General features: G+C 35.9%; 6 protein-coding genes and 1 pseudogene. 3 read left to right on the top strand and 4 right to left on the bottom strand.

What is annotated here, in order from left to right:
• Positions 1 to 557: 557 nt before the first annotated feature.
• Together yidC and RHOW815_RS05010 are read left to right on the top strand one after the other, a co-directional pair.
• Positions 558 to 2264 (top strand): annotated as a pseudogene (yidC, locus tag RHOW815_RS05015) (membrane protein insertase YidC); the annotation flags it as partial.
• 68 nt (positions 2265 to 2332) lie between these two features.
• On the top strand, positions 2333 to 3760 hold the full coding sequence (locus RHOW815_RS05010; protein WP_245397595.1) for a DnaA ATPase domain-containing protein: 1428 nt from the start codon (positions 2333 to 2335) through the stop codon (positions 3758 to 3760).
• Here the strand turns inward: RHOW815_RS05010 and RHOW815_RS05005 are convergent.
• Entirely contained in the window at positions 3750 to 4244 is a 495-nt protein-coding gene (locus tag RHOW815_RS05005) for a CesT family type III secretion system chaperone (protein WP_215217240.1), read from the bottom strand. The genes RHOW815_RS05010 and RHOW815_RS05005 overlap by 11 nt on opposite strands.
• 308 nt (positions 4245 to 4552) lie before the next feature.
• On the opposite strand from RHOW815_RS05005, the gene RHOW815_RS05000 reads away from it, so the two are divergent.
• The gene (locus RHOW815_RS05000) at positions 4553 to 6559 is read left to right on the top strand and encodes a glycogen debranching protein (RefSeq protein ID WP_215217239.1); all 2007 of its coding nucleotides are present in this window, start codon (positions 4553 to 4555) and stop codon (positions 6557 to 6559) included.
• A gap of 268 nt (positions 6560 to 6827) precedes the next feature.
• Here the strand turns inward: RHOW815_RS05000 and hemW are convergent, their stop codons facing one another.
• The 3 genes from hemW to RHOW815_RS04985 form a co-directional block, all read right to left on the bottom strand.
• Positions 6828 to 7964, bottom strand: coding sequence for a radical SAM family heme chaperone HemW (hemW, locus tag RHOW815_RS04995; protein ID WP_220017421.1), 1137 nt, complete (start codon positions 7962 to 7964; stop codon positions 6828 to 6830).
• Positions 7954 to 8409 carry a hypothetical protein gene (locus RHOW815_RS04990; protein WP_350339711.1) on the bottom strand — a complete coding sequence of 152 codons (456 nt, stop codon included), beginning with the start codon at positions 8407 to 8409 and terminating at the stop codon, positions 7954 to 7956. Before RHOW815_RS04990 ends, hemW begins: the two co-directional genes overlap by 11 nt.
• 331 nt (positions 8410 to 8740) lie before the next feature.
• Positions 8741 to 8976 (bottom strand): hypothetical protein (locus tag RHOW815_RS04985; protein WP_215217236.1); only part of this gene is annotated, 236 nt, incomplete at its 5' end.

Genomic DNA, 8976 nt, shown 5'->3' with positions numbered 1-8976 from the left:
TTTTAGATACGACTTCCAAGGATATAGAAAGGGTGGAAACTTTACTAAATAACAGACCTAGAAAGGCTCTCAACTTCGAAACTCCACTAGAAGTGTTTACGAGATTATCTACAAACATGCTATGCTCGGGTGCACAATAGATGTTTTTTCAAGTATTTATATGTTCTTTTTTGTGCACTTCAAGGTTGAAAGGGCCATCGATATTACGAAACGTCGGTGACTTTTTTTCAGGCAATTATCGGCACTAGTATATGTTCTTTTTTGTGCACTTCGAGATTGAAAGGGCCTGATCTTAGTTTATCTTTAGTTTAAATCTTTTTCTGTGTTAGGATTCTCTTCAGGCCAACTCTAACTGGTTAGTAAACACTCATTCCTATGCAAATTAAGGTTATTGCTTCATGAATAAACGTTCTTTTCTTTTTGTATTGCTTTTAACAGTAGGATTTTTTTTCCTTAATCAATGGCTTTTTCCACCTAAAAAACCTTCAATAACCACTACTGAGACTCACAAGGTTTATATAGAGAAGGTAATTGAAGCAAAACCAATTACAACCGATACGCTTAACCAACAACAACAGCAGTTCTTTGTTCTAGAAAATGCTTACCAGCAGTTGGTTTTTTCTAATATAGGTGGAGCCATTTCTGAGATTAATTTGGCTCTGTATAATAAAAAAGATTCTCAAACACCTGTGCGTCCCATTGCTTTTGATCGGATTATTGAAAAAGACTTTCCGCAAAATAGTCATTTTCCTAGCTTTCCTTATTTTACCAGCAATGAGAGAGCTGGAGAAAAAAACCAGCCAACCACGGGTGGCTATTATCCTTTATTAAGACGCACTCTGTTCAATGCACAAGACGTCCCTATTTCTTTTGTGGATCCTAAATTTTATGCTTTGAATATTGTATCTTCAGATACGAATTTAGCTACACAGCCCTATCGTTTAAAAAAATTAGAAAATGATCTTATTGAATTTGAACTCATTCAACCCAACCGTAGGATCACAAAGGTGTTTTCCTTTTCTAAAGATCCGAGCTTATCCCCTTACTGCATTGAAGTAATAATCAAAATAGATGGAGATACACGGGGTTTATGGCTAACGACAGGAGTACCAGAGGTAGAGCTTATCTCAGGAAATGCTGCCCCTACTTTAAAATATCGGATGCTTAGAGGTTCTCAAAAAGCACAAATAGAACAGCTATCTCTGCCTAAAAATGGAACGATGAATGCTATACCAGCGGATTGGATTTGTAACTCTAACGGATTTTTGGGACTGATTCTCGATCCTTTAACAGCAGAAGGGAGTTCATTTCGCGCGCAGATGATTTCTGGGATGCAAATTCCTACCCGTCTTTCTTTGATTAATCCAGAGTATCAACCTTATCCTCCTGAAAAATATCCAGGTTATGAAATGCAGATACCTCTGCATGAACAAACAAGTCATTTCCGCTTATATGCAGGTCCTTTCGAAGATGACCTCTTGAATAAAGTAGATCAAACATATGCTAACCCTGCTAAAGGGTATAATCCGGGTTATATTGGAGCTTTAAGCTTTCATGGATGGTTTACATTCATTTCAGAACCTTTTGCTAAATTTTTATTTTTAGTCATGAAGTTTTTTTATCGAATGACCTCATCTTGGGGAATTTCGATTATTTTATTGACCCTCGTATTGCGTATTATGCTCTATCCGCTCAATGCTTGGTCTATTAATTCTTCTTTAAAGATGACCCAAATAGCTCCTCAAGTAACCGCTATTCAAGAGAAATACAAAAAAGACCCCAAGCGTGCTCAAATGGAGGTCATGAGCCTCTATCGAGAAAAAGGGGTTAATCCATTAATGGGTTGCTTTCCTCTATTAATTCAATTGCCTTTTTTAATTGGAATGTTTGACTTATTAAAATCTACTTTTGAATTAAGAGGTGCAAGTTTCATCCCTGGATGGATTGATAACCTAACAGCACCAGATGTGCTTTTTAGCTGGGGCTATCCTATTCCTTTTTTTGGTTCTAGTTTCCATCTTTTACCTTTTTTACTAGGTTTCATCATGTGGGTACAACAACGTTTTACCTCTATGAATACAAAAACCACCGCTACTCTTACAGACCAACAAAAACAACAAAAAATGATGGGTAATATTATGACTGTTGTTTTTACTGTAATGTTTTATCATTTCCCTTCGGGATTAAATCTTTACTGGCTATCTTCAATGGGTCTTGGCATATTGCAGCAATGGTTTATAATGCGTAAAATGAAAAAGGCGTAAAAGCTTTAGGCAGCAGTAAGCCAAAAATTAAGCCACCTGCTACTTTTAAGTTTCACCTGTTGTCACATGTGGTATCCATGCAAGCTTGGGAAGAGTTTTTAAAAAAGCAAGAAGACCTATTAGGGAAACAAACAGTAAATCAATGGCTGCGATCACTTAAAATCTTACATTTTGATGCAACTAACCTCTATCTAGAGGCAGCTGATGCTTTTCATATGTTGTGGTTTGAAGAACATATGCGCCCTTTGATTAAAACACACTTGCTGAATAATAACTCTCGAACCATTAAAGTTCATCTTCATGTTCCAGATGGTGGTATGAATAAAAAAAAGGATAAAACTCAGCAACCCGCTGTGTTTTCTCCTATTGCAGATAGATTAGATCCTATAGCTACTCTAGCAAATTTTGTTCCAGCTAAAGCCAATGAAGTAGTTATGCGTCTATGCTGTGAGCTAACAGGAGTAGATCCTATTTCTTTATGCTTTACCTCTGCTCCTCCTAACCTAGCTGCCTGCAATCCGATTTTTCTTTGGGGGAAAGCCGGTACAGGTAAAACCCATTTGTTAATGGCTCTAACTCATCTTTTTTGCCAAAGAGGTCTTAAAGCCTTATTTGTCCGAGCTGAAACATTTACCGAACATGTCATTTCTGCTATTCGTTCTTCAGAAATGCAAAAGTTTAGAGAGATCTATCGTCATTTGGATGCCTTATTAATAGATGATGTTCATCTTTTTATGCGTAAAGATGCAACACAGGAAGAACTTTTTCACCTCTTTAATACTCTGCACTTATCTAACAAACAAATTATTTTAAGCTCTAATACTCCCCCTTCTCAGCTAGAAGAAATCGAGCCGCGGCTTATTTCAAGATTTGAGTGGGGTATTGTATTACAATTAAGCGAACTTACAGAAATAGAGCGTAAGAAGTTACTTACCCATTGTTGTAAAGTAAGAAATTTTCCTCTAACAGAAAAAGTATGTTTTTTCCTAGTTCAGACGTTTTCCAATAATCATTCTTTATTGCGCGCCTTTGAAGCTTTATTATTACGTATATATTTAAAGGATAAAAATTTTAAGCCGGATAAATTGCAGTCAGGACAAGTAGAAACCATTCTTTCTGACCTCATTCAATTTGAGCAGCAAAAAACCTTAAATAAAGACACTATTCTATCTGCAGTAGCTTCTTACTTTGATATAACCTCTACAGAAATTATAGGAAAATCGCAAATTCACCGGCATACCTTTCCTCGGCAAATTTCTATATACTTATGTAGAACCATTCTTAAATTGTCTTTTACACAGATTGGAAAGATATTTTCCCGCGATCATTCAACAGCAGTCACAGCAGTAAAGCAAATTAAAACAAAATTGGAAAATAGAGATAAAGAATTACAAGAGGCTTTAAAACAAATTGTGGCGTCTTTAGATAAAGAAGTCGCTATTCCGGGCGTTTTAACAAACGATCGGAATAGTGACCATTACTTTATTAAATCTTAATAAATCTTTCTCCAGGCTTTCCCCCTAAAGGATTTGTTGGAGGTGAAAGATCTTTTTTAGTATCTCGACCCTCGCAAATATCTTTTGCACGGGTTCTCCACTTCTCTACAGACTCAACAAATAAAGGAGCATAACGGCATAATGCAGATGCATCAGCCCCTATACCCATTTCTATAACAGCATGCATTAAAATCAATTCTTCAGGAACAGCAACTCCTACTCCTCCTCCTGCCATTTGACCTCCTAACATAGCCCCTTCAAGAAGAGCTTCGTATAGGCTTGATCGGATCGCAGGATCCTTAGGTAGACCATCTAAGATCGGTGAGTATAAATACAAACGATCAGAATTTGGCTCGTATGTAAGATGAAGAGAAAAAGTATTATCAATCCCAAGTATACATGTGTGATTTTCATCAAATGCCAACTCTAGATTGAGTTCTTTCCCGAATTCCTTTAAATTTGCCTTGGCATTTTCCAATGACATTGAATCGTCCTCCTACAGTTCTCTAATGTTCATCCTTAATTATAAATCGCTTTCGCTTTTAAAACGAGCACAACCTTAAAAACGAGCACAACCTTAAAAAATAATACTACTATTTTGGAAAAAATGACAGCACAAGATCTATAACCTTAATTTATTGACAATAGATCTTTTACGTCAAGAGTTGTCTGTTTATAAAAAATCACCTAGTTTTTGCAAATTCCCTTAAAAAGGGCAATTAAAAAATTAAATTAACGAATTGCTTCGAAAGAATTTTTAAGCTAATCTACAAATTTAAGTGGGATTATAAGATGAAACACCTTGTACTTGAAAAAGGCTCTGCTTATCCCCTGGGTGCAAGTCGATGCATAGAAGGGATAAATTTCTCTCTTTTTTCATCAACAGCTAATCAAGTCATTTTACACATATTTCGTCCAAATGCATCAGATTCTACTTATCAAATTACATTTGATCCTCAAAAAAATAAAACCGGATCTATTTGGCATGTACTTATTAAAAATCTAGCAGAAGATATAGAATGGGAATACGGTTATCAATTAGATGGAGATAATCAAGATCCGAAAAATCACTTTTGCCCCGATATAATTTTATTAGATCCTTATAGTAAATATTTGAATACGAATAATCAATGGGGAGTAAAACAAAAACCTTTAAGAGGCAAACTCTATCCTTATTCTTCTTTTGATTGGGAGCAAGACACCCCTCCTAAAATTCCCATGGAACAATTGATCATTTATGAAATGCATGTTCGCTCTTTTACAAGACATTCTTCAAGCTCTAGTAAAGCACCTGGCACTTTTTCAGCTGTCAAAGAGAAAATCCAACATTTCAAAGAATTAGGAATCAATGCTGTTGAATTAATGCCTATCTTTGAATTTGATGAGTGTGAACTACATCGAAAGCAACCCGCAGCAGAAAAACCTCTTTATAATGTTTGGGGTTATTCTACCTGTAGTTTTTTCTCCCTCATGAATCGCTATAGCAAAGAAGCAAGCCAATCCTCCAATGAGTTTAAGGATCTGGTAAAAGCACTTCACAAGGAAGGAATCGAAGTGATTTTAGATGTGGTATATAATCATACAGCAGAAGGAGGTGCAAAAGATCCTTGCTTTTCTTTTGCAGGAATCGACAATAACACTTATTACATGTTAACGCCAAATGCTGAATACTTAAATTTTTCAGGTACGGGTAACACATTCAATGTAAACAACCCTGTTGTCATGGAGTTTATCATTGATTCATTGCGTTATTTCGTAATAGAAATGCATGTCGACGGCTTTAGATTTGATTTAGCCTCTTGTTTTAACCGAGATGAAGAAGGATCTCTTCTTACAGATCCTTTATCTATTCGTGCTATTACAAAAGATCCTATTCTCTCACATGTAAAACTGATTGCAGAACCTTGGGATGCAGGTGGGTTATACCAATTAGGAGCTTTTCCCAATAGCTGGGCTGAATGGAATGGAAAGTATCGCGATGTCATTAGACGCTTTATTAAAGGAACCGATGATGTAGCTGGAGAATTCGCTAACGCCATCTGTGGATCTGAAGATTTATATGAAAACTCTAAAAATCCTTACCGCAGCATCAATTTTATCACTTCACACGATGGCTTTACTCTGCACGATTTGGTCAGTTATCAAGAAAAACACAATCTAGATAATAGGGAAGAAAACCGTGATGGGAACTCTAACAATGATAGTTGGAACTGTGGTGTAGAAGGAGCAACCGATAATCCGGAAATTCTTTTCTTGCGTCTAAAACAAATGCGTAATTTAATTACAGCTCTTCTTATCTCCCTTGGCACCCCTATGCTTCTAATGGGTGACGAATACGCTCATAATCGTTTCGGCAACAATAATGCTTATTGCCAAGATAATGAACTGAACTGGTTCTTATGGGATAAGTTGATAGAAAATCAAGAGTTCTATCGTTTTTACAAACTCATGATCGCTTTTCGTAAAGCTCATGCTTCTCTTTTACAAAGCAGCTCTTTTTTAACCTCGGATGACATTAAGTGGCACGGTCATCAACCTCTACAACCCAACTGGAGCTCAGAAAGCCGATTTATTGCTTATACGTTAAAAAGTCAAAATAGCGAAGATCTCTATATTGCTTTTAATGCGTATTTTGAGCCCGTTTCCATCGAGCTACCTTTGGCTCCTCAAGGTAAAAATTGGCATCGTATCATCGATACCTCTCTGATCTCCCCTAAAGAGTTTTCCGAGCATCCGGAACAAATTTCTTCACCTTATACAATGAGCTCTCATTCTGCTTTTATAGCTAAAAGTCTTTAAATGAAAAATAGTTTCTAAATAATTAATTTACATTCCCTTGAAATATCATAGTTGATTAAAAGGCTCTTAAAATGCTATCAGAAGTAGTTTAAGCTGCTTTATTGCTTAAATTGCAGACAACGGAAAATTTTTTTAAAGTTTGATAAACACGAAAGAATAATAATTTAAAAAAGTAATGACCTCGTGTTTTAACAATTTTTAAGAAAATTCTGCATGCTTTCTGGTAACAGTTTATCTTAAGAGATAAGCTGTTACCTAGAAACATAAACTAAATAAGCTCTGCGGCAACACTGTCGTAGAATAACATCCCTTTGTCTGTTAAAAATAAACGGTCTTTATCACGAGATAACCATTTTTCTTTTACTATTAACCTTTCACAAATTTCTAAAAAATCACCGGGTAAAGGTCCGTGCATTTGTTCAAAAGCAACTATATTTACCCCTTCACAAAGACGCAGTTGAATCACAAAAAGCTCATAGAGATTATGAGGGAAAGCTAGCTGCTCAGAAAAACCAACCGGATCTTGCTGAGCCTCAAGAAAATTACAATATTGATTGAAATGAGAAAGGTTTGAAAACCGTCTTTTTTCCCAATAGTTAAAAGCAGAAGGCCCATAACCTAAAAAAGGGCGCCCAAGCCAATAGCCGGTATTATGTAAAGAATAAGCCTTGGATTTTGCAAAAGCAGAGATCTCATAACGCTCAAAACCCATTTCTTTTAAACTCTCTACAGCTTCTTGTAGCATAGGAAGGCATTCTTCTGGAGAAGGAACTAATTTTTGTAATTGTTGTTTTTTTTGATGAAAAACCGTGTGTTGCTCAAAGGTAAGATTATAAAGAGATAGATGTTTGATAGGCAAATCACGTAATTGGTTTAAAGTTTTTCTCCAAGAAGACGGTGTTTGATTAGGCAGCTCAAACATCAAATCAATCGAAAGATTATCAAAACCCGCTAAATAGGCCGCTTGAATCGCATTAATTGATTGCTTTGCTGTATGACCTCTACCTAAGGAAATCAATTCATTGTCATTAAAAGACTGCGCTCCAAAACTGATTCGATTAAAGGATAAATCTTTGAGCGTTTGCAAAAGTTCCGGATTTATATCCTCTGGATTCGCTTCGATGGTCATTTCACAATTAGCAGCTACTTTACTAGATAAAATAACCGCGACCATTTTGGTTAAATAAGCTAAAGATAGCCGAGTAGGCGTTCCTCCTCCAAAATAAATAGAAATAATCTGTTTATCTTTTAGAAGAGGGCTTTTAAGCTGCCATTCTTGCAAGAAGGCGACCAAAAATTTCCTTTGAAAGGATTCCTTATCCGGAATAACAAAAAAATGACAATAAGGACATTTCTTAGAACAAAAAGGAATATGTATATAAAGACTAATCTGATTACCAGTCATTAGCATCGGGATCTTCAAAAACCCCTCTTTTCCAACGATTGCGGTCAGAAAACGGGTCTTCTTCTTCTACTCCGGCATCATCACCATATTCATCTGCACTACTGGCATCTTCTCCAGATGCGGTAGTATCAAGATCAAAAGGTTCTGTTTCCATATCAAAACCTGTTTCGGTGAACCCTTCATCTCCAATATCTACATCAGGCAAGCTATGAGGCTCATGTGCATTTTGACGTCCGGTTTGGCGTTTTGGTAGAGTAAATTCTTCCATTTCTCCACTTTCTTTAAGAAAGCGCAGCCTTTGTTTTTCTTCCTTAACCTTATCTTGGAGCATTTTAATTTCTTCTTTATGCTTGTCTAAGTCTTTTTTAGGAACTAAACCCAGCTTTAGCCAATGCTCCAAATCGTGAAGTTCCGTTTCCAGTTTTTTTAATCGCTCACTTTTAATATTCATGTTCTTTCCTCATTATAGCCGGGAATCATACCTATTTCACTCTATCCGGTTATAGAATGACTATTTACTTTAGCTCTTTTTTTAATGCAACGGTCTTGCAAGAACATTTGCAAAAATTTTAAAAATACGAGCTAAAACACAAAAATTTAATGCATGGAAATATAGAAAACTCATTTCTTGGAAAAATCCAATCTTTAAGCCGATCGCAGTGTAAAAGATTTAGATACTTAAATGCAATTCTTATTAACAAATTTTGTTTATTAAAAGCATAAAAGCAGCTCAAAAAGCTCCAAATACTAAAAGTGTAATACTTTGAAAGAAGCTTTTAGCGGTTTATAAGAAAAAGCACCTTAAGAACGCTTTTATTAGCGGCCCTTTCAACCTCGAAGTGCACAAAAAAGAACATATAAATACTTGAAAAACCATCTATTGCGCACCCGAGCATAGCATGTTTGTTGAGAATCTTTTTGTATACATGCCATAATTGCACACAAAGAAGGGGTTGCTCCTTAAACGGAGTAGGATAAACTCTCCAATATAAACGAGATTTTTTCAAATCTC

This window comes from Candidatus Rhabdochlamydia sp. W815 (genome assembly GCF_018642185.1).
GTDB classification, from domain to species: domain Bacteria; phylum Chlamydiota; class Chlamydiia; order Chlamydiales; family Rhabdochlamydiaceae; genus Rhabdochlamydia; species Rhabdochlamydia oedothoracis.
Note: the sequence above shows the minus strand (reverse complement) of the source record. Positions and strands in the feature narration are given on the sequence as shown.